Source organism: Pseudomonas sp. HMWF021 (assembly GCF_003061005.1).
Lineage (GTDB): Bacteria > Pseudomonadota > Gammaproteobacteria > Pseudomonadales > Pseudomonadaceae > Aquipseudomonas.
The window spans coordinates 24,484-49,625 of sequence record NZ_QAIK01000059.1 but is presented as its reverse complement, the minus strand read 5'-3'; the positions used below and the strand labels follow the sequence as shown (position 1 = coordinate 49,625).

Genomic DNA, 25,142 nt, shown 5'->3' with positions numbered 1-25,142 from the left:
AAAATCACCCCAAGCCCAATGTTTCCGGGCTTTTTCTGTTTGTCAGCGAAACCCGTCCTGACAGTCTTCAAAGCCGATGCCGCTTTGCGCAGTTTGCGTGATCAGCCACGGCAACGCGGTCTTGACCGCATCCTGTTTCATGTTGAAATTGATCACCCCGTGACGCCACAACAGCATCAGGGTCAGCACCCGCTGCGCGCTCTGGGCGCCCTTGAGCTTGCCGGCGCCATCCTGGGCATCGATGTCCCACAACGCCACTTGCAGGCCCTGATTGCGAAAAAAACTGCCCGCGTCACTGCGGCGCTGACCTTCCGGTGGACGGAACAGCGGCACGTAGTTTTCCGGCAACTTGTTCTTCACCAGATCGCTGCTGCGGCGCACCGAGTCCTGCCAGTCCTGCCAATAGCTGTGGGAACGAAACTCCCAGCCCTGCACGCCGACGCACTGTTTCGAGAACTCCGATTGCAGGTTGCTCACCGAGCGATCCGCCAACCGCGCCTGCACATCCTTGCCCAGCAGGAAGAACGTACCGCTGAGGCTGGATTTGCGCAGGTAGTCGGCAATCCAGTCGGTGTTATCCGGTTGCAGATTGGCAGCGCTGTCGAAACTCAGCAGAAACAGCCGGTCGTGCATCTCGTCGCCGCTGCGCTCGTAGTCGCCAAAACGATCGACTTCGCTGCTGGTCTGCGGCGACAGCGCGGCCTTGCGCATCAGCTCGTCGAGGTACTGCAGATGAAACAGCCGGCTCGGCTCGGCCCACCTGGTGTAATAGCTGTCGTCGCTGACCACGAACTTGGCAGCCTGCTCGCGCAGGGTCGGCAGGTCTTCGACGAGGAAGCAGAACGAGGCGTCCTGATCGCAGCTCTGCTGGGCGAAGTTGTAGTTGGCCAACAGGCGCTCCCAGAGCCGCTGCCGCAGACTGCTGATCGCATCGACATTGACCGTGCGCAGCCCCAGACGCTGGGCCAGCGCAGCCTCGTCCAGCGCCTCGGTGCCCAGCAGGCCCCGGGCGAACATGAGGATTTCCGCACGCGAGGCGACGTCGAACAGCGTCGGGCTGCTCAGTTGCTCCGGCCAGGTGCTGCGATCCAGCGTCGCCACATCACCCGGCGCCGCCATGGCCCCGACGCTCAACAGCCACGCGGTGAATAAAAGAACAATGCGCAAAGGGGTGTCTCCATAACCAAACCCGCGCGGCACTATATCGCGGGTGGCCGCAGGACAATCAAAAGAAAGATCAAAAGATCGCAGCCTTCGGCAGCTCCTGCAAAGGCAGCCAACAGTCGACCGTAACCTGTAGGAGCTGCCGAAGGCTGCGATCTTTTCCAGCACACCATCGATCACCTATGGGCTTGATAGCTGGAGTCAACCCGGCCAACCCCCTAGAATCGCCCCCACGATTAAAGGAGACGACTTCATGCTGATGGTGATTTCCCCCGCCAAGACCCTCGATTACGAAACACCGCCGGCGACCCAGCGCTTCACCCAGCCGCAATACTTGGACCATTCCCAGGAGCTTATCCAGCAACTGCGTGAACTGAGCCCGGCACAGATCAGCGAACTGATGCATGTGTCCGACAAGATCGGCGGCCTCAACGCCGCGCGTTTCGGCAGCTGGACGCCCGCCTTCACCCCGGAAAACGCCAAGCAGGCCCTGCTCGCGTTCAAGGGTGACGTGTACACCGGGCTCGACGCGCAATCATTCAGCGAAGCCCAGTTCGACTACGCGCAAAAGCATCTGCGCATGCTGTCCGGCCTCTACGGCCTGCTGCGTCCACTGGACCTGATGCAACCCTATCGTCTGGAAATGGGCACCAAACTGGCTAACGCCCGCGGCAAGGATCTGTATGCCTTCTGGGGCACGCGCATCAGCGAATGGCTCAACGAAGCGCTCGCCGAACAGGGCGATGACGTGCTGCTGAACCTGGCCTCCAACGAGTACTTCTCGGCGGTCAAGCGCAGCGCCCTGAATGCGCGAATCATCAACACTGATTTCAAGGATCTGAAGAACGGTCAGTACAAGATCATCAGTTTCTACGCGAAAAAGGCCCGCGGCCTGATGAGCCGTTTCGTGATTCAGGAAAAAATCAACGATCCTGCCCTTCTCGAGCAGTTCGATGTGCAGGGTTATCGCTACAGCGCCGAGCAATCGAAACCGGACAAGCTGGTGTTTCTGCGCGACCACGCCCCGGAATAAAGCATGCCCATTGCACGACTCTTTATAGAAGGAGTCGTGCAGCTCGCACGACGTCAAAAATCCCTCGCCACATTTCGCCGCTTTATTGGCGCCATAAAATCGTCCTCCCCGATTCTAATTTTAGTTTCACTCGACAGCTGCACTTTTTTTCAGTAGTGGCACATAAATTTTTTTACGGTAGTGGCACAAAACTATCTAGCTCGATTTCGCACCGATTTATAAAGGCCCAAATCGAAAGTGCTATCAAATTGAGACCAGTGCCATCTTTGTCAATATTTCAAAAAATTTCAGATTTCGCGATGAGCGGGTAGGAACTATGTCCAAATGCATAGCTCATACCACCGGTAACGATTCTCGCCGAGTTTGTACGAGATAACTTACGCAGAGCAGAGAACCATGTAACCAAGTTGTCACAGCAACTTGCCTAGATGGTTCACTCATCTGATCGATTAACGATGGATAGGTGATACGCACCATAAACATCCTCTACAAGGCCAAGGCTGCGCCCCTGTAAACGTGCTCGCCTGAGCACCCAACCCCTTGATCTACGGGCGTTACGTCCGACATCAAGCGGACAAGACACATGCGCCAGAGTCTTCCACAAAGAAGATCGGCTGCATAACAGGGCAAGTCATAACAACTAAGGCCTAGTTGCGCACATCTTGAGTGCACTTATTTAGACACTCGGAACTTAGTATGCCTGCACACGGCATTGTGGCGCCTGTATGCCGCACTTTCGAGTGCACTATGACCGCTGAACACCATTAACTCCGGCCATCTAATGGCTTGATAAAACACAGAGGTAATTGCGATGCGCATCAGCATATTTGGTTTGGGTTACGTTGGCGCAGTGTGTGCCGGTTGCCTGTCTGCACGGGGCCATGACGTGGTTGGCGTCGATGTTGCCAAAGACAAGATCGACATGATCAACGCCGGCAAATCGCCGATCGTTGAACCGGGTCTGGGCGAACTTCTGGCTCAGGGTATCGAGACCGGTCGTCTGCGCGGTACAACCAACTTCGCCGAGGCGATCCGTGACACCGACCTGTCGATGATCTGCGTCGGTACGCCGAGCAAGAAGAACGGCGACCTGGAACTGAACTACATCGAGGCGGTGTGCCGCGAGATCGGTTTTGTCCTGCGTGAAAAAACCACCCGCCACACCATCGTCGTGCGCAGCACCGTATTGCCAGGCACCGTCGCCAACGTGGTGATTCCGATCCTCGAAGACTGCTCGGGCAAGAAGGCTGGTGTCGATTTCGGCGTCGCGGTCAACCCGGAATTCCTGCGTGAATCCACCGCGATCAAGGACTACGACCTGCCACCGATGACCGTCATCGGCGAGTTCGACAAGGCCTCGGGCGACGTTCTGCAATCGCTGTACGAAGAACTCGACGCACCGATCATCCGCAAGGACATCGCGGTCGCCGAGATGATCAAGTACACCTGCAACGTCTGGCACGCGACCAAAGTGACCTTCGCCAACGAGATCGGCAACATCGCCAAAGCGGTCGGCGTCGATGGCCGTGAAGTGATGGACGTGGTCTGCCAGGACAAGACCCTCAACCTGTCCCAGTACTACATGCGCCCGGGCTTCGCCTTTGGCGGTTCGTGCCTGCCCAAAGACGTGCGCGCCCTGACCTACCGCGCCGGTTCCCTGGACGTCGAAGCGCCGCTGCTCAACTCGCTGATGCGCAGCAACGAATCGCAAGTGCAGAACGCCTTCGACATCGTTGAAAGCCACGACAAACGCAAAGTCGCCCTGCTCGGTCTGAGCTTCAAAGCCGGTACCGACGACCTGCGCGAAAGTCCGCTGGTGGAACTGGCCGAAATGCTGATCGGCAAGGGTTACGACCTGAGCATCTACGACAGCAACGTCGAGTACGCCCGTGTTCACGGCGCGAACAAGGACTACATCGAGTCGAAGATCCCGCACGTGTCGTCCCTGCTCAACTCGGACTTCGATTCGGTGATCGACAACTCCGACGTGATCATCCTCGGCAACCGCGACGAGAAGTTCCGCGCGCTGGCCCAGGAAGCACCGCAAGGCAAACAGGTCATCGACCTGGTCGGCTTCATGGCCAAAGCCACCAACCCAGGTACTCGTACCGAAGGGATCTGCTGGTAACACAGATGTTGCGCGCCGCCGCGTAACCCATAGGCGGCGCACAACCAATGTGTGACCCCGGAATGTAGGAGCTGCCGCAGGCTGCGATCTTTACCCGGCTCACTCGAATCCTGAGTGAACCCGTAAAGATCAAAAGATCGCAGCCTTCGGCAGCTCCTACACAGGGTTCGCCCGATTCCGACGCCCCCTGTAGGAGCTGACGAGTGAAACGAGGCTGCGATCTTTACCCGGCGCACTTGAGTTCTGAGTGAACCGGGGAAGATCAAAAGATCGCAGCCTTCGGCAGCTCCTACACAGGGTTCGCCCGAATTGCGCGTGACATTGCAGTTCTTTGTAAGCCTGCCTTAACCCCATCGGGCCCGGCCCGAGATAGAGACGGATGCAGATTATGCACAGGCTAAAGCACGGCCTACTTCAGGCCGCCGGTTGGCTGTTTTACCTCAGTGTGTTGATGGGCCTGGCCTTGATGCTGCCCACGTCCACGTTCGACTCCGAGTCGAAGGACTTCATTTTCCTGATTGGCGCCGTGGGTATCTGGCGCTACTCGATGGGTGCAACGCACTTTGTGCGCGGCATGATTTTTCTCTACATCGTTTACCCGCACCTGCGCCGCAAAGTGCGCAAGCTGGGTAAGGCGGCGGATCCGTCGCATGTGTTTCTGATGGTCACCAGTTTCCGCATCGACGCGCTGACCACTGCGCAGGTCTACAGCTCGGTGATCCGGGAAGCCATCGACTGCGAACTGCCGACCACCGTGGTCTGCTCGATCGTGGAAATGTCCGATGAGCTGCTGGTCAAAGCGCTGTGGGCGCGGATGAATCCGCCGGACCGCGTGAAGCTCGACTTCGTGCGCATTCCCGGCACCGGCAAGCGCGATGGCCTGGCCTACGGTTTCCGCGCGATCTCCCGTCACCTGCCGGACGACCGCGCCGTAGTGGCGGTGATCGACGGCGACACCGTGCTCGGCGAAGGCACCGTGCGCAAGACCGTGCCGTGGTTCCAGCTGTTCGGCAACGTCGGCGGCCTGACCACCAACGAATTCTGCGAAGTGCGCGGCGGCTACATCATGAGCGAATGGCACAAGCTGCGTTTCGCCCAGCGCCACATCAACATGTGCTCGATGGCCCTGTCCAAGCGCGTACTGACCATGACCGGGCGCATGTCGGTATTCCGCGCCACTGTGGTGACCGACCCGGAATTCATCGCCGACGTCGAAAGCGACTCGCTGCAACACTGGCGCCTGGGCCGTTTCAAGTTCCTCACCGGCGACGACAAGTCGAGCTGGTTCAGCCTGATGCGCCTGGGCTACGACACCTTTTATGTGCCGGACGCCGCGATCAACACCGTTGAACACCCGCCGGAAAAGAGCTTCATCAAGGCCAGCCGCAAACTGATGTTCCGCTGGTACGGCAACAACCTGCGCCAGAACTCGCGAGCGCTGGGCCTGGGTGTGAAACGCCTTGGCGCCTTCACCTCGGTAGTGCTGTTCGACCAGCGCGTATCGATGTGGACGTCCCTGCTGGGCCTGACCGTGGCGATCATCGCCAGCTTCAAGTACGGCGGCGCGTTCATCCTCGCCTACCTGCTGTGGATCGGCATCACCCGCCTGATTCTGACCTTGCTGCTGTCGTGCTCCGGTCACCGGATCGGCCCGGCCTATCCCGCGATTCTCTATTACAACCAGATCGTCGGTGCGCTGGTGAAGATCTACGTGTTCTTCCGCCTCGACCAGCAATCCTGGACGCGCCAACCCACTTCCCTGACCCGTGATCTCGCCAGCTTTCAACGTTGGTTCAACACCTGGTCGTCTCGGACCATGACCTTCTCCGCCGGCAGCATTTTCGTCGCCGTGCTGCTGATGATGGTCTGACCTGCCCCTATTGAATTAACAAGGAAATCGCCCCCATGAATACCGCCGTCAACGCCAACGTAGTGCATGAATCCGAAGCCCAGCGTCAGCACGCCCGAGTGAAAATCCCGGCCAAACTGCGCTTCTTCGGCCCGGACCGGACGCCGGTCGAAGCGCGGGTCCTGGACCTGTCCGCCGGTGGTCTGGCGTTCAACGCCGGGCAACTGCCGCTGACCCTCGGCGAGGTGTACAAGGCACGCCTGCAATTCGTCATCGACAACCTTGGCCTGGCCATGGACGTCGAGCTGCAGGTGCGCTCCTACGACCGCCAGACCGGCCGCGCCGGTTGCCAGTTCCAGAACCTGGAGCCGCAGGACATCTCGACCCTGCGCCATCTGATCACTTCGCACCTGGCCGGCGACATCGTCAGCATGGGTGAAGTGCTGGCGACCCTGCAGCGCGACAACTTCACCAAGGCGCGCAAGGTCAAGGACGGCGGCAGCGGCATGACTCCGTTCGGGCGTCTGAAAGCCGTGACCTTCAGCGCCGGCATTTTCGCCATCGGCCTGGTCGCGTTCGGTTTCGTGTTCAAGTCGGTGTACGGCATGTACTTCGTCAGCCATGCGCAGGCCGGTCTGGTCAGCGTGCCGGGGATGAACATCACCATGCCCCGTGACGGCACTGTGCAGAGCCTGGTCAAGTCCGACGGCGTGGCGGCAAAAGGCGCCCCGCTGGCGACCTTCAGCACCAGCATGCTCGACGTACTCAAGGGTCATCTCGACGAAGACCAGTTGCAACCGGCCAAGGTTGAAGAACTGTTCGGCAAGCAGATGACCGGCACCCTGACCTCGCCTTGCGATTGCACCGTGGCCCAGCAACTGGTGGCTGACGGTCAGTACGCGAGCAAGGGCGACGTGATCTTCACCCTGGTGCCGCGCAACACCCAGGCCACCGTCGATGCACGCTTCTCCTATCGCCAGTTCGGCGACGTGCGTCCGGGTACGCCAGTGAGCTTCCAGATCGCCGGCGAAGACAAGAGCCGCACCGGCAAGATCGTCAGCAGCACCAGCCTGAAAAGCGCCGACCTGTCCTCCGACATCCGCGTGCAGATCCAGCCGGACGAACCGCTGGACAGCAGCTTCGCCGGGCGCCCGGTGGAAGTGAACAGCGACCGTGGCCCGAACCTGAACTGGCTGATCGACAAAGCCATGGCTGCCGGTCTTTAAGTCGAGGACATGCCTGTGACCATCATCAGTCTCCTGAGAACACCGCGATCCCTGTGGGAGCTGGCTTGCCAGCGATTGGATCAACGCGGTCTGTCTGACACACCGAGCCGCCTGAATCGCTGGCAAGCCAGCTCCCACAAAGGTCATATGGTGTGCTCGCTGGCACTGGCGGTCAGTCTGGCCGGTTGCGCGGGCCTGCCCGACCAGCGTCTGGCCAACGAAGCGCTCAAGCGTGGCGACACCGCCACCGCCGCGCAGAACTACCGCGCACTGGCGGATCTGGGTTACAGCGAGGCGCAAGTGGGCCTGGCCGATATCCAGGTCGACAGCCGCGACCCCGAGCAGATCAAACAGGCCGAGGCGACTTACCGTGCCGCCGCCGACGTGTCGCCACGGGCTCAGGCCCGTCTCGGTCGCCTGCTGGTAGCCAAACCGGGTTCCACCGAAGCCGAGCACCACGAAGCCGAAAGCCTGCTGAAAAAAGCCGCTGCCAATGGCGAAGGCAACACGTTGATCCCGCTGGCGATGCTGTACCTGCAATACCCGCACAGCTTCCCGAATATCAACGCGCAGCAGCAGATCGATCAGTGGCGCAAATCCGGCTACCCGGAAGCGGGTCTGGCGCAGGTGCTGCTGTATCGCACTCAAGGCACCTACGACCAGCATCTGGATGACGTGGAAAAAATCTGCAAAGCCGCGCTCAACACCACCGACATCTGCTACGTCGAACTGGCCACGGTCTATCAGAAACGAGCCCAGCCTGAGCAACAGGCCGAGCTGATCAAGCAGATGCAGGCCGGTTACAGCCGTGGCACGGTCAGCGCGCAGCGCGTTGATTCGGTGGCCCGCGTGCTGGCCGATTCGACCCTGGGCAAGACCGACGAGAAAACCGCGCAGTCGCTGCTCGAACCGATCGCCCCGGGCTACCCGGCGTCGTGGGTGACCCTCGCGCAACTGCTTTACGACTTCCCGGAACTGGGCGACGTCGATCAGATGATGAAGTACCTGGACAACGGCCGCGCCGCCGACCAGCCGCGCGCCGAACTGTTGCTGGGCAAGCTCTACTACGAAGGCAAACTGGTGCCGGCCGACGCGAAAGTCGCCGAAGAACACTTCCAGAAAGCCGTCGGCCGCGAAGTCGCCGCCGACTACTACCTCGGCCAGATCTATCGCCGTGGTTACCTGGGCAAGGTCTACCCGCAGAAGGCCCTCGACCACCTCCTGACCGCTGCGCGCAACGGCCAGAACAGCGCCGATTTCGCCATCGCCCAACTGTTTTCCCAAGGCAAGGGCACCAAGCCCGACCCGCTCAACGCCTACGTGTTCAGCCAATTGGCCAAGGCGCAGAACACCCCGCAAGCCGATGAACTGGCGACCACTCTGGCAGCGCAATTGCCGCCCGAGCGTCTGGCCGAAGCCCAGCGCCTGCTGCAACAGGAACAGGCCAGTCGTGGCGCCCTGAACCAGAACACGCTGCAACTGCACGCCCTGCAAGAAGAAGACGGCGAGGAATCCCTATGAAGTTGAATCCCTTTGTGAAGGCCGGCATTGGCCTCACGTTCGCGCTGATCTGGTCTTGCCCGACACTGGCCGCGATCACTGAAACCAAGAACTTCGGCCTGGAAGTGAAAATCACCGGCCAGTCCGAAGACGACCGCGACCTCGGCACCGCCAGCGGCGGCGACGTCAACGGTGTGGGCCTCGACCTGCGTCCGTGGATCTACGGCGAAAGCGGTGCATGGAGTGCTTACGCCATGGGCCAGGCCGTGACCTCGACCGACATCATCGAGACCGACACCCTGCAGCAGTCCGATGGCGCCGAAACCACCGACAGCGGTGACCGCCAGACCAAGAAAAACTACCTGGCGATGCGCGAGTTCTGGGTCGGCTACAGCGGCTTCACGCCGTACCCGGGCGAGATGCTCAAGTTCGGTCGCCAGCGCCTGCGCAATGACGACGGGCAATGGCGCGACACCAACATCGAAGCCCTGAACTGGACTTTCGACACCACCCTGTTGCGCGCCAACGTCGGTGTTGCCGAGCGCTTCAGCGAATACCGCACCGACCTCAAAGAGCTGGCGCCCAAAGACAAGGATCGCCTGCACGCCTACGCCGATGCCGCCTATCAGTGGACACCGGGTAACTGGGTCGGCATTCGCGGCCACCACACCCACGACAACGGCAAGCTCGATTACGCCGAACCGGGCGTGCCCCGCGACACCCTCGACAAGACCCAGAACGGCGACATCAGCTGGCTCGGCCTGACCGCCGACAGCGACGCCTACAACTGGCGCAACACCAACACCGTCAACTACTGGGGCAGCATCACCGGCATGAGCGGCGACCTCGATTCGGTCAACCCGCTGAACGCCGATGGCAGCCGCCCGGCGCAAGCCAAACACAGCGATGACATCAACGGCTGGGCCACCGATCTGGGCGTGCGTCTGCGCCTCGATCCGCAGTGGCAGGTCGGTGCGGCCTACGCCCGCGCCAGTGCCGATTACCAGCAGAACGGTCTGGAGAGCAACCGCTCCAACTACACCGGTACCCGCTCGCGCGTGCACCGTTTCGGCGAAGCGTTCCGTGGCGAAATGAACAACATGCAGACCGCGACCCTGTTCGGTTCGTGGATGCTCAACGACCAGTACGACGCCAGTCTGATCTACCACAAGTTCTGGCGCGTGGACGGCAACAAGCCGGTGGGCAGCAACGGCATCAACGCCGTGGAAAACAACACCGACGACGTCACCGGCGCGATCCTCTCCAGCACCTCGCTGCCGCTGCAGGATGGCAACAAGGATCTGGGTCAGGAAATGGACCTGGTGGTGACCAAGTACTTCAAGCAAGGCCTGTTGCCAGCGGCGTTGAGCCAGTCGATCGACGAACCGTCGGCGCTGGTGCGTTTCCGTGGCGGCGTGTTCAAGCCCGGTGATGCCTATGGCAGCCAGGTCGATTCGTACATGCACCGCGCGTTCATCGACGTGATCTGGCGCTTCTGATGCAAACCGCCAAGGGAGTGCCCGACATGCACCATGCAAGGAAAGGCTCGCTCAGCCTGTTGGCCGGCGCCATGCTGCTGGCCTCCGCTGGCGCCTTCGCCACGGTGGAACCGGCCGTGCCTCAACAGGGCAAACCGGTGACCGTCGCCAAAGAGCTGCAACAAGCCAAGACCTACACCGTCAGCAGCGCGCCGACCGAGGCGCTGGAACTGGCCAAGCCGAAACTGCCCGACCTCTCCGGCTTCACCGCCGAGGCTGCTGCCGCGAAAATCAATCGCAGCAAACCGGGCAAGATCAGCGTGCGCCGGATGATGCAGGAAGACGCGCTGAAGGACTTCATCGGCGGCGACAACAAGATGGCCGAATGGGTGGTGCGTCAGCACGGCATCCCGCAGGCGATCTTCGTTGACGACGGCTATATGAATTTGAAGGATCTGGCGCAAAAACTGCCCAAGCAGTACTTCAGCGAAACCGCGCCGGGCGTGTATCTGGCGAAGCTGCCGATCGTGGTCGGCCGCAAAGGCATCCTCGAAATCGACGGCCAGACCCAGGAGTTGCGCCTGTCGCAAGAGGCCGGTTCGTTCCTGGTCAACGACGGTCAGCTGTTCGTGCGTGACACCAAAGTCACTGGCTGGCGCGAGAAGGACAACGGCCCGGCGACCTTCCGTTCGCCGAAGGAATTCCGGCCGTTCCTGCTGGCCTGGGGCGGCACCGAGACCTACATCGTCAACAGCAAGATGGCCAGCTTCGGCTACGCCAACAGCAAGTCGTACGGGGTGAGTATTTCCCAGTACACGCCGAACATGGCCAAGGTGCTCAAGCGCCCTGAACCGACCGGCTGGATCGTCGGCTCCGAGTTCTCCGACATGTGGTACGGCTTCTACTGCTACGAAACCCGCGACTTCGTGGTCAAGGGCAATACCTACAAGGACAACATCGTCTACGGCATCGACCCGCACGACCGTTCCCACGGTCTGATCATTGCCGAAAACACCGTCCACGGTACGAAGAAGAAGCACGGCATCATCATTTCCCGTGAAGTGAACGACAGCTTCATCTTCAACAACAAGAGCTACGACAACCACCTCTCGGGCCTGGTGATCGACCGTAACAGCGTCAACAACATCATTGCCTACAACGAGATCTACAAGAACCACACCGACGGCATCACGCTTTACGAGTCCGCCGACAACCTGCTGTGGGGCAACAAGGTCATCAGCAACAAGCGCCACGGCATCCGCATTCGTAACAGCGTGAACATCCGCCTCTACGAAAACGTCGCCATGGCCAACGGCCTGACCGGCGTCTACGGCCACATCAAGGACCTGACCGACACCGACCGTGACATCAAGCTCGACCCGTTTGACGCGCAAGTCTCGCTGATCGTGGTCGGCGGTGAACTGGCGGCCAACGGCAGCGGCCCGATGGCCATCGACTCGCCATTGAGCGTCGAGCTGTATCGGGTATCGATGCTGGCGCCGACCAAATCCAGCGGCATCAGCTTCAACGGCATCCTCGGCGAGCGCCAGGATGAAATTCTCGACCTGCTGGTGCGCCAGCAGAAAGCCGTGCTGATCGACCCTGTCGAACGCCAGACCGAATTGCAGGACTGAGGATAATTTTATGCACCCACACTTGATCAGATTACTCAGCCTGTCGGCCCTGACCGTGGGCATTCTGGCGGCCAGCCAAAGCGCTCGCGCCGATGAAGCGGCGGGCGCCACGCCGCCAAAATTCAGCGCCGAACCGTGCTGCAACCTGTGCCCGGCCGCCCATGACGCGAAGAACTACACCACGCGTTATCAGCAGAACTTCACCACCCTGGTGCAGGCGCAGGGCGACTGGCTGTTCCGTACCCAGGAAGATCTGCGCACCGAGTTCAACACCACCCCGGCCGGCTATAAACGCCTGCAGCAACTGCACGATGCGTTCAAGGCCAAAGGCGTCGAACTGGTGATTGTCTACCAGCCGACCCGTGGCCTGGTGAACCGCAACAAGCTCAACCCGCAGGAAAAAGCCGCGTTCGATTACGAGAAAGCGCTGGGCAACTACAAGACCATGCTCGGGCGTTTCGCGCAGATGGGTTACGTGGTGCCGGACCTGTCACCGCTGACCAACGAATCGCTGCCGGACACCCTGCCCGCCCACGATTTTTACTTCCGCGGCGACCAGCACTGGACCCCGTACGGCGCGCAGCGCACGGCGAAAATCGTTGCCGAGAAGGTCAAGCAGATTCCGGCCTTCGCCGACATTCCCAAGCGTGAATTCGAGACCAAGCGTACCGGGCGCATGGGCAAGACCGGCACCCTGCACAACATGGCCGGGCAGCTGTGCGGCACCAGTTACGCGATCCAGTACATGGACCAGTTCACCACCGAGCCCAAAGGCGAAGCCGGTGACGGCGACCTGTTCGGTGACTCCGGCAACCCGCAGATCACCCTCGTGGGCACCTCGCACAGCGGCAAGAACTACAACTTCGCCGGCTTCCTCGAAGAAGCCATTGGCGCCGACATTCTCAACGTCGCCTTCCCCGGCGGTGGTCTGGAAGGTTCGATGCTGCAGTACCTCGGTAGCGATGAATTCCAGAAGACTCCGCCGAAGATTCTGATCTGGGAATTCTCGCCGCTGTACCGCCTCGATCAGGAGACCATCTACCGCCAGATGATGTCGCTGCTCGACAACGGCTGCGAAGGCAAAGACACGCAAATGTCCGCCAGCACCACGCTCAAGCCTGGCGGCAAACAGGAACTGCTGGTCAACAGCAAGAACCTGAACCTGCAGAACAGCAGCCATCAGGTCGACATCCGCTTCGCCGACACCTCGGTGAAAACCCTGCAAGCCACCCTCTGGTACATGAACGGTCGCCACGAGGACATCAAGATCGAGAAACCGGAAACCTCCGACACCGACGGTCGTTTCGCCTTTGAGTTGCGCACGGACGAAGACTGGGCCTCGCAAAAACTGCTGGCAGTCGAAGTCCAGGGCCCGGAAGCGGGCACCGCGCCACAAAAAGTTGAAGCGAAAATCTGCAAACGCAACGTATTCCCGGGCGCTGGGCCACAAACCGCTCAGGTCGGGCAATGAGGTCTGCTATGCGAAATCGAACGATCAAACACTTGCTTGCGCCATCCCTGCTGAGCCTGGCGATGTTCGCCGGGGCCACTCAGGCCGCCGCGCCACTGCGTCCGCCACAGGGCTACTTTGCGCCGGTGGATAAATTCAAGACCGGTGACAAGAGCGAAGGCTGCGACGCGATGCCGGCGCCGTACACCGGGCCGCTGCAATTTCGCAGCAAATACGAAGGCTCGGACAAGGCCCGCGCGACCCTGAACGTGCAGTCGGAAAAAGCCTTCCGCGACACCACCAAGGACATCACCACGCTGGAGCGCGGCACCGCCAAACGGGTGATGCAGTTCATGCGCGACGGTCGCCCGGAGCAGCTCGACTGCACGCTCAACTGGCTGACCGCGTGGGCCAAGGCCGATGCGTTGATGTCCAAGGATTTCAACCACACCGGCAAGTCGATGCGCAAATGGGCGCTGGGCAGCATGGCCTCGTCGTACATTCGCCTGAAATTCTCCGACTCGCATCCGCTGGCCGCGCATCAGCAAGAGGCGCAGCAGATCGAGGCGTGGTTCAGCAAGATGGCCGATCAGGTAGTCAGCGACTGGGACAACCTGCCGCTGGAAAAAACCAACAACCACTCGTACTGGGCGGCATGGTCGGTGATGGCTACCGCCGTCGCCACCAACCGCCGCGACCTGTTCGACTGGGCGGTGAAGGAATACAAGGTCGGAGTCAATCAAATCGACGCCGACGGTTTCCTGCCCAACGAACTCAAGCGCCAGCAACGCGCCCTCGCCTATCACAACTACGCCCTTCCGCCGCTGGCGATGATCGCCAGTTTCGCCCAGGTCAACGGTGTCGATCTGCGTCAGGAAAACAACAGCGCGCTCAAGCGTCTCGGTGACCGAGTGCTGGCCGGGGTGAAAGACCCGGATCAGTTCGAGAAGAAGAACGGCAAAGAGCAGGACATGACCGATCTGAAAGAGGACATGAAATTCGCCTGGCTCGAACCGTTCTGCACCCTCTACACCTGCCCGGCGGATGTGATCGAGAAGAAGCACGGCATGCAACCGTTCAAGACCTTCCGTCTGGGTGGCGACCTGACCAAGGTCTACGACCCGTCCCACGAGAAGGGCAACAAGGGTTTATAAGGCCAACCCCTGTAGGAGCTGCGGCACGCTGCGATCTTTTGATCTGGCTTTCAAGGATCAAGATCAAAAGATCGCAGCCTTCGGCAGCTCCTACAGGGGGGCAGCGAGATTTGAGTTGGCCCTCCGGTTTGGCGTGGGGGGTTTGGGGGGGCTTTGGCCCTTGACTGTTGGTTCAAACATGGAGAGATCGGGATGGTATTTTCATCCAACGTGTTCCTGTTTCTGTTCTTGCCGATCTTTCTCGGCTTGTACTACCTGAGCGGGCAACGCTATCGCAACCTGTTGCTGCTGATCGCCAGCTACGTGTTCTACGCGTGGTGGCGGGTGGACTTCCTGGCGCTGTTCGCCGGCGTCACCCTGTGGAACTACTGGATCGGCCTGAAAGTCGGTGCCGCCGGCGTGCGCACCAAACCGGCACAGCGCTGGCTGCTGCTCGGTGTCGCGGTCGACCTGTGCATCCTCGGCTACTTCAAGTACGCCAACTTCGGCGTGGACAGCATCAACGCGATCATGACCTCGTTCGGTCTGGAACCGTTCATCCTGACCCACGTGCTGCTGCCGATCGGCATCTCGTTCTACATCTTCGAATCGATCAGCTACATCATCGACGTGTATCGCGGCGACACCCCGGCCACGCGTAACCTGATCGACTTCGCGGCGTTCGTGGCGATCTTCCCGCACCTGATTGCCGGCCCGGTCCTGCGCTTTCGCGACCTCGCCGATCAGTTCAACAACCGCACCCACACCCTCGACAAGTTCTCCGAAGGTTGCACGCGGTTCATGCAGGGTTTCATCAAGAAGGTCTTCATCGCCGACACCCTCGCGGTGGTGGCCGACCACTGCTTCGCCCTGCAAAACCCGACCACCGGGGATGCCTGGCTCGGCGCGCTGGCGTACACCGCGCAGCTGTATTTCGACTTCTCCGGTTACAGCGACATGGCCATCGGTCTGGGCCTGATGATGGGTTTCCGCTTCATGGAAAACTTCAAGCAGCCGTACATCAGCCAGTCGATCACCGAGTTCTGGCGCCGCTGGCACATCAGCCTGTCGACCTGGCTGCGTGACTACCTGTACATCACCCTCGGCGGTAACCGCAAAGGCACGCTGATGACCTATCGCAACCTGTTCCTGACCATGCTGCTGGGTGGTCTGTGGCACGGCGCGAACATCACTTACATCGTCTGGGGCGCCTGGCACGGCATGTGGCTGGCGATCGAAAAAATGCTCGGCATCAACACCTCGCCGCGCAGCCTCAACCCGATCCGCTGGGCGCTGACCTTCCTGCTGGTGGTGATGGGCTGGGTGATCTTCCGTGCCGAAAACCTGCACGTCGCCGGGCGCATGTACGGCGCGATGTTCAGCTTCGGCGACTGGTCGCTGTCGGAACTCAACCGCGCCAGCCTCACCGGTCTGCAAGTGGCAACTCTGGTGGTGGCGTACGCAACGCTGGCGTTCTTTGGTCTGCGTGATCTGTACACCAATCAGCCTCCGGTCAAAACCAAGCCAGTGGTCAACGTCGAAACCGACGGCCCTGCCGCTGCGACCCCCGGCATGATCAAGGCAGCCCCCGGCGAAAACCCGGCGAGCATCCACGAGCCTGGCTACACCGTCGGCGTCGAAGCCCAGGTGCAACCGGCCTACTGGACGGCGGACTGGTCACGCTACGTGATGCGCGGGCTGATCCTGCTGCTGTTCATCGCCTCGATTCTCAAACTCTCGGCGCAAAGCTTCTCGCCGTTCCTTTACTTCCAGTTCTGAGGGATCTGACATGACCCGCTCATTACGCATCTTCTACATCGCGCTGTTTCTGCTGACCCTGCTGGTGCTCGGTCTGTGGTCGGTGCGCAGCTTCTTCGGCTTCAGCACCAACGCCGATGCGACGGTGCTCAACGGTCGCTGGACCAAAGCCGTGGAAACCCACTACGACGATCAGTTTCCGATCAAGCGTCTGGGCACCAACCTCTGGGCCGCGCTGGATTTCAAACTGTTCAACGAAGGTCGTCCGGGTGTGGTGCTCGGTCGCGATCAGTGGCTGTACAGCGACGAAGAATTCAACCCGATCGTCAACGAAGAGCTGAACCTGCAAGGCAACTACGCGCTGGTTGAAGGCGTGCGCCAGACCCTGAAAGAGAAAGGCGTGAAACTGGTAATGGCGATCGTTCCGGCCAAGGTACGCCTGTACCCGGAACACCTGGGTGAAGTGAAACCGGCGAGCATCCACGCCAACCTCTATCAGGATTTCCACGCCCGTGTCGCGGCGGACAAGATCCTCGCCCCGGACCTGCTCGGCCCGCTGCAAAAAGCCAAGCAGAACGGTCAGCAAGTGTTCCTGCGCACCGACACCCACTGGACCCCGGAAGGCGCCGAAATCGCGGCCAACACCCTGGCGAAAACCATCGCCGACAAGTTCCCGCTCAGTGGCGAGCCGCAGCGCTTCGTCACCACGCCGGCGGAGAAGGTCACGCACAAGGGCGACTTGCGTCTGTTTCTGCCGCTGGATCCGCTGTTCGAAAACCTGATGCCGGCGCAAGAGCCGCTGCAAAAGCGCAACACCGTGGCCGCCGAGCAACCTGCCGGTGACGACGCGCTGTTCGCCAGCAGCGAAGTACCGGTCGCACTGATCGGCACCAGCTACAGCGCCAACCCCAACTGGAACTTCGTCGGTGCGCTGAAACAGGCGCTGCACAGCGACGTCGTGAACTACGCCGAGGACGGCCACGGCCCGATCCTGCCGATGCTCAGCTACCTGAAAAGCGATGACTTCAAGAACAGCCCGCCACAGGTGCTGATCTGGGAGTTTCCTGAACGATATCTGCCTGTGAACAACGAAATCGGCGACGCCGACCCGCAGTGGGTCGCAGAGCTCAAACAAGCCGGTGCTCGCCAACAAAACGTAGCCATCAACACTAAATCCGAGACGCCCGATCGGGCGCAAAACTGAAAGAGAGGTAACACCATGACTTTCACTACTACTCCTCGTCGTCTCGCAAAACGCTTCGCACTGGTTGCTGGTCTGAGCGTGCTGTCGGTCCAGGCGTTCGCCGGTGGTGACGCCGCGCTGTACGGCCCGACCGCACCGAAAGGCTCGACTTTCGTGCGGGTCTACAACGCCAGCAACGCCGAAGTCAGCGCCACCGTCGGCAGCACTAACCTGAGCGATGTTGCGCCACTGGCCAGCAGCGACTTCAGCTTCATGCCGGGCGGTGATTACAGCGCCAAAATCGGCAGCCAGACCCTGCCGGTCAAACTCGCCGGCGACCACTACTACACCCTGGTCAACAACGCATCCGGCGCGCCGCAACTGATCGAAGAGCCGCCGTTCAAGAACAAGCAGAAATCCCTGGTGCGCGTGCAGAACCTCAGCGACAAGCCGCTGACCCTGAAGACTGCCGACGGCAAGACCGACGTGGTGCCGAACGTGGCCGCCAAGGGCCGTGGCGAACGTGAGATCAACCCGGTGAAAGTCAGCCTGGCGCTGTACGAAGGCGACAAGAAAGTCGGCGACGTAAAACCGGTCGCGCTGGAGCGTGGTGAGGCAGCCGTGCTGTACGTCACCGGCAACGGCAGCAACCTGTCGCCAGTCTGGGTGAAACGCCCGGTATCGACTCGCTAACACATTTCCCGCAGAGACGCTGATCCCTGTAGGAGCTGTCGAGTGAAACGAGGCTGCGATCTTTTGATCTTCGGCGTCATTAAAGACGCCAAAAGATCGCAGCCCTTCGGCAGCTCCTACAGGAAATCGCGGCGGCCTCTCGGTACGAGACAAAAACAAGAGTGAAACGACACAACGTTCGTGCCTCTAACCAATCGATTTTTATGGAGTAAACAACATGATTCCGGTGATCTTGTCAGGTGGTAGCGGTTCACGTCTTTGGCCGCTTTCGCGCAAGCAATTCCCTAAACAATTCCTGGCCCTGACCGGTGAGCACACGCTGTTCCAGCAAACCCTGGAGCGTCTGGTGTTCGAAGGCATGGACACGCCGATCGTGGTCTGCAACAAGGATCACCGCTTTATCGTCAACGAACAGCTGGCCAACCGTAACCTCGAATGCCAGCGCATCCTCATGGAACCGTTCGGCCGCAACACCGCACCAGCGGTGGCGCTGACCGCGATGATGCTGGTCAACGAAGGGCGTGACGAACTGATGCTGGTGCTGCCGGCGGACCACGTGCTGGAAGACCAGAAAGCCCTGCAACGCGCCCTCGCCCTGGCGACTGTCGCCGCCGAAAACGGCGAGATGGTGCTGTTCGGCGTGCCGGCGACCAAACCGGAAACCGGTTACGGCTACATCAAATCCACTGGCGATTCGCTACTGCCTGAAGGCGTCAGCCGCGTCTCGCACTTCGTCGAAAAACCTGACGTCAAACGCGCCACCGAGTACGTCGAATCCGGCGGCTACTACTGGAACAGCGGCATGTTCCTGTTCCGCGCCAGTCGCTTCCTCGAAGAACTGAAAAAGCACGATCCGGACATCTACGACACCTGCCTGCTGACCCTCGAACGCAGCCAGCAGGACGCCGACACCATCACCTTTGACGAAGCCACCTTCGCCTGCTGCCCGGACAATTCCATCGACTACTCCGTCATGGAAAAAACCCAGCGCGCCTGCGTGGTGCCACTGACCGCCGGCTGGAGCGATGTCGGTTGCTGGTCGTCGCTGTGGGAAGTCAACGAGAAAGACGCCAACGGCAACGTCAGCAAGGGCGACGTGGTGATCCAGGACAGCAAGAACTGCATGATCCACGGCAACGGCAAACTGGTGTCGGTGATCGGCCTGGAAAACATCGTCGTGGTGGAAACCAAGGACGCCATGATGATCGCCCACAAAGACAAGGTTCAGGGCGTCAAGCAGATGGTCAACACGCTCAACGAGCAGGGCCGCAGCGAAACCCAGAACCACTGCGAGGTCTACCGTCCGTGGGGCTCGTATGACTCGGTGGACATGGGCGGGCGTTTCCAGGTCAAGCACATCTCGGTCAAACCGGGCGCGTGCCTGTCGCTGCAGATGCACCACCACCGCGCCGAGCACTGGATCGTGGTCAGCGGCACTGCCGAGGTGACCTGCGATGAAAACGTGTTCCTGCTCTGCGAAAACCAGTCGACCTACATACCGATCGCCTCGGTGCACCGCCTGCGCAACCCGGGCAAGATCCCGCTGGAAATCATCGAAGTGCAGTCCGGTTCGTACCTGGGTGAAGACGACATCGAACGCTTCGAAGACATCTACGGTCGCTCCACCCCGATTGAACGCGGCGTGTCGGTGAAAACCATCGCGCAATAACGTTCAGCAAGACAAGAAGCCCCCGTCCAGCCCGCTGCGTCCCCTATCCGCAGTGGGTTGGGCGGGGGCTTTTTTTCAGCCGTGGTGCGAACCACGACGAGGCCGCATCAGCAATCGATCCTCGCGTTGCAGGTCATCAGTGGGTTGCATCGCCAACAAACCCGGTGGGAAAGCAGCATCCAGCAATTGTTGTGCAAAAAGGCTCGGTTCTGGCGCTTGCTCGCTAATTAGCGGGCGCTGTTGCACAGAGAACGCCTGACCGAGTGAATGCAAGGAAGCTTTCGGTTTGTTCGGCGAAGCCAGAGGTGGCAGGTTAGCCGGAGCACTCAACAACTTGTATTGCGCGCGCGTCTGAGCTTCAGAAATCTCCATGACGTTGCCCAAGGTTAGACTCGCCGCCCCGACCAGTTTTAAAGCAGGATTCGACACGTGCATCAGTAATTGGCCACCCAGTTTCATACCGTTGGACACAGCCCCACGCCGAGCAGCGAGCACATTTGGATCTTCGACCGGGCTGTTGAACGCAACGGACATCGGCCCCATGACCCGACTGGTGGCTTCCTCCCCCACCACCCGACTCATGGCTGATGAAATCAGCTCACCGGAGTGGTACAGCACGGCCCCCGAAGGTGACGCGGTATTGGTCCGGGCGGCCGCAATCACGTGAGCCTGGTGGGTATTGAGCGGCGAACTGCTTTGGGCACCGAGTTGCGCCAGCGCCTTGGGTATTTCGTGGCGATAAGCCTGAACATCCGGGTTCGGATCATTTTCAAAGTAACGTCGAACAGGCTGCATACCCGCAGCTTGCAGAGGATGGACCAGATTCTGCTCGGCCAGATCGTGATACACCCGATCCACAGGTTTTTTACTCGGTTGGCGTCCGTCACGGTCACGATAGACCAAAGGGCAGTTGCGCATCGCCCGATAGCGGTTATGCCCATCGACAGCCCCGGCAGGATCCGGGTTCAGCCAACGCTGCAGCCACGGCATGTAATACCGATAGCCGAAGTAATACAGGCCCGTCGCATCCCGCTCCTTACCCGAATATCGAACCGTCCGGTAACTGACTTCGGACTCCCGGCTCCACGCCGTTTCGCCGAATGGATAATAGTTTTCCTGACTGATGATCCGGGCGTCTTCGCCCAGCTCCAGACTGGTCGACCCAAGGTGATCGCAAAGGTTGTACCGATAGCTGTCATTGTCGCCCGGGGGCGATCCATCCCAATGCACAACCTGGACGCTGTTGAGCCCGGTCTGTACCGAGATGACCTGCAGTGTCTTGCCTGCGCTGTCAGTACGCAACTCCAGGCCCGGCAGATAGCGCACCTCGGTGAGGGTCGTGCGTCCGTTGGTGCGCAATGCACGAATCTTGCGCATACGTTGACCGTCCGCGTCGTACATATAAATTTCCTGATCGTTGAGCCCACTCGCGCGCTCCACCGAGCTGACCGACTGCAACTGGTTGCGTAGATCCCACCTTACAGAGCGACCCAGCTCAAGCAAATTGCCCCGAGCATCGAAGGCCGCTTCAATTTGCTCTTCAGTGGGAGGCACGCCGTTGTGCCAGGGCAGGCTACGATTACTGTAGAGGGCTGTCTTGAGTTGGCGTCCGTGGCGTTGCGCACCGACATGCGTCAACTCAAGCAAATTGCCGCTGGCGTCGTAGTGATAGGTTTGTCGGTAGTTGGCCAACGCTGAAGAGTCAACGCGGCCAGCCGAATCGGGGCCTTTATTCGCAGCGCCCGCCTCCCATCCTCTGGCGTCGCTCAGTTGATACAGACTGTCGTAAATGAAATGGCTCACTGGCTCGATACGCTGGTTGGCAAAGTAGCGGATAGGCAGGGCCTGGTCTTCGATGCTCAGCACATTGCCCATCGGGTCATAGGTGTAACCAAGTTGCTGCAACTTTTCCTCATTGGCGCTGACGGCACTGCGCGTCATCAGGCGACCATCCTCAGGTCTGTACACCAGCGTGGTGCGCACCCCATTGGCCGCGAGCTCATGCTCGATCTGCCCGTCAGCGTTGTAGCGAATGTCGAACACCAGTGGACGTGCAACGGTTTGCTGCTTCAGCTGCAAATGCGCCTCACGCAAATGACCATCAAAAGTCATTTCAAATCTCTGGCGATTGCCCCGTGCATCGACTTGCTCAAGCATTTGCCCCAATGCCGAGAAGCGCCACTGACTGATGGCACCTTCGCCTGGCTCCAGCAGGTGTTGGCGATCCTGCACCGGTAGCGGCCAGTCAGGGCTGACAGGGTCGCGGGTAAAATGACGGGTATTCTCGATGCATTGTCCGGTAATCGCGAACTGGTCGAAGAACACGCTTCCAGCCGGATCGTCGTGACGAATCAGTTGGCCGGCCTGATTGCGTGCCTGCCCACCCTCGGCCGCACGCCCATAGGTCAACCGTTCGACACAGCGTCTACGTAGACCTGTGCCCGTTTCATACACTGCAACAGCACGCAGCAACTCATCGTATTCAGCTTCACGCCGCGTACCTCGACCGTCCCAGCCGAACACCACTTCGCCCCCCAGGCCATGCAGCTCGATCTGTAAACCGGCATCACAACTCTCCGAGCGCAGTACGTTCTGGCTCAATGAATACACGGTGCTCAGGCTCGGTGGAGCCAACGGGTCGATCGCTTGCAGTGCCCACAATCGCGGATCCCATTGTTTTACCGCGCGCCCGGCGGGATCACGGACGGTACCGTTAACGCGAGCTTCGGCTGACAAACTTTCATCGGCACGCCAGTAATCGATCGTACGAATCATCAACCCACGAGGATCTATCGCCTGCAGTGTCGGTGTTTTGCTATGCATCCCCATGATTCCTGACCACTCTCTACGTGCTCCGGTCATCTGAACAGGGGACGGCAATTGTGCCTACTGTCAGAAATTACAGTGCCGACCAACGGCAGGGTCGTTTGATTCGCCAATGTCCATTCCCGCAACCCTTCGGTAGGATGGTGTTCATGAGTTCAAGGAGCGTTCAAACATGTTCATCGGCGTTTTGCTGGTCATCACCTGGCTGATCCTGTTGCTGCGCTATCCGGCCAAGGCTGTGCCGGTATCCGTCGCGGCTGCCATTGGTTTGGGATTGGTCGCGGTCTGGGTGGTGTGGCTGGACAACCGCGAACTCAAGCAACTGGCGCGTCTGGAGATGCGCATTGCCTATGCGCCTGACCAGTGCCCGGCGGATCGCCCGTTGCAACTGAAAATGAAAAACGGCAACGACGTGCCGCTGACCGAACTGCGCTGGCGCATCGCAGCCTATGCGCCGGGCGACACGGTGAATCTGGCCGACAACCAATACACCGCGCCACGCTATCGCGGCCCCGGTGAATTGCAGGCCGGCGGCGACTGGGAGGACTGCCTGCCAATGCCACCGCTGCGTCCGGGTTATCGCCCGCAAACCCTGGAATTCCGCGCCGAGCGTTTGCAAGGCAGCTTCTCCGACTGATCCCCTTCCCAACTTTTTTGCACAAGGAATGCGCCATGCCCGTTGCGTTGATTACCGGTTGCTCCAGCGGCATTGGCCGCGCCCTCGCCGATGCGTTCAAAGCCGCCGGTTACGAAGTCTGGGCCAGTGCGCGCAAGGCTGAAGACGTGGCGACCCTCGCCGCTGCGGGGTTCACCGCTATTGCGTTGGACGTCAATGACAGCGTGGCACTGGGCCAACTCGCTGAGCGCATCAACCAGCAACACGGCGGCCTCGACGTGCTGATCAACAACGCCGGATATGGCGCCATGGGCCCGCTGCTCGACGGCGGCGTACCGGCCATGCAGCGCCAGTTCGAAACCAACGTGTTCTCGATTGTCGGGGTTACCCGCGCACTGTTTCCGGTGCTGCGCCGGGCCAAGGGGCTGGTGGTGAATATCGGCAGTGTGTCGGGGGTTTTGGTGACGCCGTTCGCTGGCGCCTACTGCGCGTCGAAAGCCGCGGTGCATGCCTTGAGCGATGCGTTGCGCATGGAACTGGCGCCGTTCGGCATTCGGGTGATGGAGGTCCAGCCGGGGGCGATCCAGTCGAGCTTCGCCAAGAATGCCGGGCATGAAGCGGAGCAGTTGATCAACGAGCAGTCGCCGTGGTTTCCGTTGCGTGAGGGGATTCGCGCGCGGGCCAAGGCTTCGCAGGACAAGCCGACGCCGGCCAGTGAGTTTGCGGCCGAGTTGCTCAAGGCTGTGCAGCAGGGCACGCCGCCAAGATTGATCCGCATTGGTAATGGCAGCCGCGCGTTGCCGTTGCTGGCGACGTTGTTGCCCAAGGGGTTGCTGGAGACGGCGTTGATGAAGCGGTTCGGCTTGCGCGCAAAGCTCTGAGACCGAGGTGCTCCTATCGCAGGCAAGCCACGCTCCCACAGGGTTTTGCGGCGTACATAAATATCCAGAACGACACAAAATCTGTGGGAGCGTGGCTTGCCCGCGAAGAGGCCGGAACAATCACTCGAGATCCTCAGCCCCAACCCTTCATGAAATCGATAAACGCCCGCACCTTCAGCGGCAGGTGCCGGGTATCCGGATACAGCGCGTAAACACCCTGCTGAGCAAAGCGGCAATCGGCGAGCAACCGCACCAGCTGATCTATCTGTTTGTTCCCGGCGTTTTTACCGGCACCAACATGATTGCCGTGCTGTATCTGCACGACCTCGGCTTCGGCGCAGCGCAGACCGGTGCGCTGATGTTGTCCTGGGCGGCAACGGTTTCCGCTACTGCTTTCTCGCCGCCGCGCTGCTGACGCTGTTGCCGATGGTCGCTGTGCTGCGTTTCGACGCCTCCAGAGTGCTCGCCCTTTTGAGCTCACCTTCCCTCCAGGAAAAATCCACATGACTGACTACAACGAATATTTTGATGAAGTGCTCCAGGCCCACCTGGTCATCGAACGCTGGTTTGCCGTGGAACAGGATTCGGCGGAACTTGCGCGCTTGCTGAGCCGGTTCGCGGCGGATTTTTCCATGGTCACGCCGCTGGGTCGGGCGCTGGATATCGAAGCCTTGCGTGCGCTGTTTCAAGCGGCGGGCGGGAACAAGCCCGGGTTCCGGATCGAGCTCAGTGAGCTGCGCGGGATTGCGCTGCATGCGCATGGCGCGACGCTGAGTTATCGCGAGCGGCAGAGCGATGCGAGCGGGTTGCACACCGATCGCCGCTCGACGGTGGTGTTTGAAAAGACCGGGGCCGGGCGGGTGCTGTGGCGGCATTTGCAGGAGACGTTTTGCCAAGGTTGATGGAATCCCATTGTGGCGA

18 protein-coding genes and 2 pseudogenes are annotated in these 25,142 nt (G+C 60.3%); 17 read left to right on the top strand and 3 right to left on the bottom strand.

Going from position 1 to position 25,142, the window contains the following annotated elements; translation table 11 throughout:
* Nucleotides 1-42 precede the first annotated feature (42 nt).
* On the bottom strand, nt 43-1,119 hold the full coding sequence (locus tag DBR18_RS07845) for a polysaccharide deacetylase family protein (protein ID WP_371921078.1): 1,077 nt from the start codon (nt 1,117-1,119) through the stop codon (nt 43-45).
* Nucleotides 1,120-1,417: 298 nt separating this feature from the next.
* On the opposite strand from DBR18_RS07845, the gene yaaA reads away from it, so the two are divergent.
* From yaaA to DBR18_RS07775, 13 genes are all read left to right on the top strand, one after another.
* A complete protein-coding gene (gene yaaA, locus DBR18_RS07840; protein WP_108589915.1) occupies nt 1,418-2,197 on the top strand; it encodes a peroxide stress protein YaaA in 780 nt (259 codons plus the stop codon).
* An 811-nt stretch (nt 2,198-3,008) separates the two neighbouring features.
* Nucleotides 3,009-4,325 carry a nucleotide sugar dehydrogenase gene (locus DBR18_RS07835; RefSeq protein ID WP_047601441.1) on the top strand — a complete coding sequence of 439 codons (1,317 nt, stop codon included), beginning with the start codon at nt 3,009-3,011 and terminating at the stop codon, nt 4,323-4,325.
* 388 nt (nt 4,326-4,713) lie between these two features.
* Complete coding sequence (alg8, locus tag DBR18_RS07830) at nt 4,714-6,195, top strand: mannuronan synthase (protein ID WP_371921076.1); 1,482 nt, start codon at nt 4,714-4,716, stop codon at nt 6,193-6,195.
* Nucleotides 6,196-6,230: 35 nt separating this feature from the next.
* Nucleotides 6,231-7,400 (top strand): alginate biosynthesis protein Alg44, encoded by a 1,170-nt coding sequence (locus DBR18_RS07825; RefSeq protein ID WP_108589913.1) that lies wholly within the window; start codon nt 6,231-6,233, stop codon nt 7,398-7,400.
* Between the two features lie 15 nt (nt 7,401-7,415).
* A complete protein-coding gene (gene algK / locus DBR18_RS07820) occupies nt 7,416-8,921 on the top strand; it encodes an alginate biosynthesis TPR repeat lipoprotein AlgK (RefSeq protein ID WP_305891530.1) in 1,506 nt (501 codons plus the stop codon).
* On the top strand, nt 8,918-10,399 hold the full coding sequence (locus DBR18_RS07815) for an alginate export family protein (protein ID WP_108589912.1): 1,482 nt from the start codon (nt 8,918-8,920) through the stop codon (nt 10,397-10,399). Before algK ends, DBR18_RS07815 begins: the two co-directional genes overlap by 4 nt.
* Nucleotides 10,400-10,425: 26 nt before the next feature.
* Entirely contained in the window at nt 10,426-12,012 is a 1,587-nt protein-coding gene (algG, locus tag DBR18_RS07810) for a mannuronan 5-epimerase AlgG (RefSeq protein WP_108589929.1), read from the top strand.
* Between the two features lie 10 nt (nt 12,013-12,022).
* Nucleotides 12,023-13,483, top strand: coding sequence for an alginate O-acetyltransferase (locus DBR18_RS07805; protein ID WP_108589911.1), 1,461 nt, complete (start codon nt 12,023-12,025; stop codon nt 13,481-13,483).
* 8 nt (nt 13,484-13,491) lie between these two features.
* Complete coding sequence (locus DBR18_RS07800) at nt 13,492-14,616, top strand: mannuronate-specific alginate lyase (protein WP_108589910.1); 1,125 nt, start codon at nt 13,492-13,494, stop codon at nt 14,614-14,616.
* 192 nt (nt 14,617-14,808) lie between these two features.
* Nucleotides 14,809-16,374 (top strand): MBOAT family protein, encoded by a 1,566-nt coding sequence (locus DBR18_RS07790; protein ID WP_108589909.1) that lies wholly within the window; start codon nt 14,809-14,811, stop codon nt 16,372-16,374.
* 10 nt (nt 16,375-16,384) lie between these two features.
* Nucleotides 16,385-17,557 (top strand): alginate O-acetyltransferase, encoded by a 1,173-nt coding sequence (locus DBR18_RS07785; RefSeq protein WP_108589908.1) that lies wholly within the window; start codon nt 16,385-16,387, stop codon nt 17,555-17,557.
* Nucleotides 17,558-17,572: 15 nt separating this feature from the next.
* Nucleotides 17,573-18,229, top strand: coding sequence for an alginate O-acetyltransferase AlgF (locus DBR18_RS07780; RefSeq protein WP_108589907.1), 657 nt, complete (start codon nt 17,573-17,575; stop codon nt 18,227-18,229).
* Between the two features lie 217 nt (nt 18,230-18,446).
* Entirely contained in the window at nt 18,447-19,898 is a 1,452-nt protein-coding gene (locus DBR18_RS07775) for a mannose-1-phosphate guanylyltransferase/mannose-6-phosphate isomerase (RefSeq protein ID WP_007969551.1), read from the top strand.
* Between the two features lie 75 nt (nt 19,899-19,973).
* Here the strand turns inward: DBR18_RS07775 and DBR18_RS07770 are convergent, their stop codons facing one another.
* Nucleotides 19,974-22,727: an RHS repeat domain-containing protein gene (locus DBR18_RS07770; protein ID WP_108589906.1), complete on the bottom strand. Its 2,754-nt coding sequence runs from the start codon at nt 22,725-22,727 to the stop codon at nt 19,974-19,976.
* Between the two features lie 169 nt (nt 22,728-22,896).
* Between DBR18_RS07770 and DBR18_RS07765 the strand changes: the two genes are divergently transcribed.
* Entirely contained in the window at nt 22,897-23,361 is a 465-nt protein-coding gene (locus DBR18_RS07765) for a multidrug transporter (RefSeq protein WP_108589905.1), read from the top strand.
* Nucleotides 23,362-23,396: 35 nt separating this feature from the next.
* On the top strand, nt 23,397-24,221 hold the full coding sequence (locus tag DBR18_RS07760) for an SDR family oxidoreductase (RefSeq protein ID WP_108589904.1): 825 nt from the start codon (nt 23,397-23,399) through the stop codon (nt 24,219-24,221).
* 133 nt (nt 24,222-24,354) lie between these two features.
* On the opposite strand, the pseudogene DBR18_RS07755 reads toward DBR18_RS07760, so the two are convergent.
* Nucleotides 24,355-24,480 (bottom strand): annotated as a pseudogene (locus DBR18_RS07755) (LysR family transcriptional regulator); the annotation flags it as partial.
* On the opposite strand from DBR18_RS07755, the pseudogene DBR18_RS30250 reads away from it, so the two are divergent.
* Both DBR18_RS30250 and DBR18_RS07745 read left to right on the top strand, forming a co-directional pair.
* A pseudogene (locus DBR18_RS30250) lies at nt 24,478-24,728 on the top strand (MFS transporter); the annotation flags it as partial. The pseudogenes DBR18_RS07755 and DBR18_RS30250 sit on opposite strands and share 3 nt — an antisense overlap.
* A complete protein-coding gene (locus DBR18_RS07745) occupies nt 24,725-25,123 on the top strand; it encodes a DUF4440 domain-containing protein (RefSeq protein ID WP_108589903.1) in 399 nt (132 codons plus the stop codon). The pseudogene DBR18_RS30250 and the gene DBR18_RS07745, both read left to right, overlap by 4 nt.
* Nucleotides 25,124-25,142 lie beyond the last annotated feature (19 nt).

Coding starts and splice junctions, on each gene's coding strand:
- DBR18_RS07770 (WP_108589906.1), bottom strand. CDS start 22,727: ATGGGGATGCATAGCAAAACACCGACACTGCAGGCGATAGATCCTCGT.
- DBR18_RS07835 (WP_047601441.1), top strand. CDS start 3,009: ATGCGCATCAGCATATTTGGTTTGGGTTACGTTGGCGCAGTGTGTGCC.
- DBR18_RS07785 (WP_108589908.1), top strand. CDS start 16,385: ATGACCCGCTCATTACGCATCTTCTACATCGCGCTGTTTCTGCTGACC.
- DBR18_RS07780 (WP_108589907.1), top strand. CDS start 17,573: ATGACTTTCACTACTACTCCTCGTCGTCTCGCAAAACGCTTCGCACTG.
- DBR18_RS07805 (WP_108589911.1), top strand. CDS start 12,023: ATGCACCCACACTTGATCAGATTACTCAGCCTGTCGGCCCTGACCGTG.
- DBR18_RS07760 (WP_108589904.1), top strand. CDS start 23,397: ATGCCCGTTGCGTTGATTACCGGTTGCTCCAGCGGCATTGGCCGCGCC.
- DBR18_RS07800 (WP_108589910.1), top strand. CDS start 13,492: ATGCGAAATCGAACGATCAAACACTTGCTTGCGCCATCCCTGCTGAGC.
- alg8 (WP_371921076.1), top strand. CDS start 4,714: ATGCACAGGCTAAAGCACGGCCTACTTCAGGCCGCCGGTTGGCTGTTT.
- DBR18_RS07815 (WP_108589912.1), top strand. CDS start 8,918: ATGAAGTTGAATCCCTTTGTGAAGGCCGGCATTGGCCTCACGTTCGCG.
- DBR18_RS07825 (WP_108589913.1), top strand. CDS start 6,231: ATGAATACCGCCGTCAACGCCAACGTAGTGCATGAATCCGAAGCCCAG.
- DBR18_RS07845 (WP_371921078.1), bottom strand. CDS start 1,119: ATGGCGGCGCCGGGTGATGTGGCGACGCTGGATCGCAGCACCTGGCCG.
- algG (WP_108589929.1), top strand. CDS start 10,426: ATGCACCATGCAAGGAAAGGCTCGCTCAGCCTGTTGGCCGGCGCCATG.
- DBR18_RS07790 (WP_108589909.1), top strand. CDS start 14,809: ATGGTATTTTCATCCAACGTGTTCCTGTTTCTGTTCTTGCCGATCTTT.
- DBR18_RS07775 (WP_007969551.1), top strand. CDS start 18,447: ATGATTCCGGTGATCTTGTCAGGTGGTAGCGGTTCACGTCTTTGGCCG.
- yaaA (WP_108589915.1), top strand. CDS start 1,418: ATGCTGATGGTGATTTCCCCCGCCAAGACCCTCGATTACGAAACACCG.
- DBR18_RS07765 (WP_108589905.1), top strand. CDS start 22,897: ATGTTCATCGGCGTTTTGCTGGTCATCACCTGGCTGATCCTGTTGCTG.
- DBR18_RS07745 (WP_108589903.1), top strand. CDS start 24,725: ATGACTGACTACAACGAATATTTTGATGAAGTGCTCCAGGCCCACCTG.